Source organism: Bartonella sp. MU70NMGDW (assembly GCF_042194085.1).
GTDB classification, from domain to species: domain Bacteria; phylum Pseudomonadota; class Alphaproteobacteria; order Rhizobiales; family Rhizobiaceae; genus Bartonella; species Bartonella grahamii.
Genome location: NZ_JBHIMK010000279.1, coordinates 1 through 1,505, shown reverse-complemented (window position 1 = coordinate 1,505; position 1,505 = coordinate 1). Strand labels below are relative to the sequence as shown.

Below are 1,505 nucleotides of genomic sequence, written 5' to 3'. Positions count from 1 at the left end.
CCTAAATGACCAATTAAAATCACTTTATTAAGCATGTTTGTAAGTCCCATTAAATGATGTAAAGATCATAACATGTTTTATGTGTTTTTACAATGTTTTCAGTTAGCTAATAACAATTATTTAATGTTTTACATTATGTGCTAAATCACTAAAGCGTGTAAAATCGGATTGAAAGGCAAGGGGAACGATTCCTGTCGGACCATGGCGTTGTTTTGCTATAATAACCTCGGCTTTACCCTTGGCTTGCTCCATTGCATCTTGCCATTTGCTATACTCAGCGGTGCCTTCTTTGGGTTCTTCATTTTTGAGATAGTATTCTTCACGATAAACGAACAGAACAATGTCGGCATCTTGCTCTATTGAACCAGATTCACGTAAATCAGAGAGTTGCGGACGTTTATCGGTTCGGTTTTCAACTTGGCGTGAAAGTTGTGACAGAGCAATGATGGGAATATTGAGTTCTTTTGCAAGTGCTTTTAATCCGGTGGTAATGGCTGTAATTTCTTGAACGCGATTTTCTAATGAACGCTTTGAACCGCTTGTCATGAGTTGGATATAATCGATAATCAAGACATCTAGACCATGTTGTCGTTTAAGACGCCTTGCACGGGCGGACAATTGTGCAATAGACACACCACCCGTTTGATCAATATAAAGAGGGATTGTTTGTAAGGAACGCATTGCGTGAATAATTTTTGCAAATTGCTCTTCTGAGATATTACCACGGCGCATATCAGAAGAAGAAACCTTTATTTGCTCTGAGATAATACGAGTTGCAAGCTGTTCAGATGACATTTCAAGTGAGAAGAAACCAACAATACCCCCTTCATTGGCTTGGCTATTATCATGACGCTTGCAAGCATTGGCAATATTAAAAGCAATATTGGTCGCCAGAGAGGTTTTCCCCATTCCAGGGCGTCCAGCTATGATAATCAAATCGGATGCTTGTAACCCTCCCATTTTCTCATCAAGTGTTTTGATATGGGTAGCTATCCCTGAGAGCCTTGAGGAACGCTTTTTCGCTGCACTTGCCATGTTAAGTGCTTTTGTAATGGCTGTATTAAAATTTTCAAATCCACCTCCATATTTCCCTTTTTCTGCCAATTCAAACAACTGATTTTCAACAGTTTCAATTTGTTGTGATGTTGTAAGTTCTACAGAAGCATCATAAGCTCTATTCACAACTTGAGTGCCAAGGTTAATTAAAGAGCGTCGGATAAACAGATCATAAATGACGCTTCCATAATCTTTAGTATTAATGATTGTGACTGCCTCTGTAGCTAAACGCACCACGTAATTATATACAGTGATGTCACCAATTTTCGCATCATTTTCAACAAAGGGCTTAATAGTAATGGGATCTGCAACTTTTCCACTTTGAATAATTTGTGAAATGATATCAAAAAGCTTTTGATGCAACGGTTCAAAAAAGTGCTCTGCTTTTAAAAAATCAGAAACGCTATCAAGAGCATTATTATTGATAATGATAGCACCCAGCAAAGCTT

1 protein-coding gene is annotated in these 1,505 nt (G+C 38.1%); it reads right to left on the bottom strand.

Annotated elements, in window-relative coordinates; genetic code table 11:
* Positions 1–120: 120 nt before the first annotated feature.
* Positions 121–1,505, bottom strand: a 1,385-nt coding sequence (locus ACFIKE_RS10445; RefSeq protein WP_375649810.1) for a replicative DNA helicase, incomplete at its 5' end; no start/stop codon positions are given.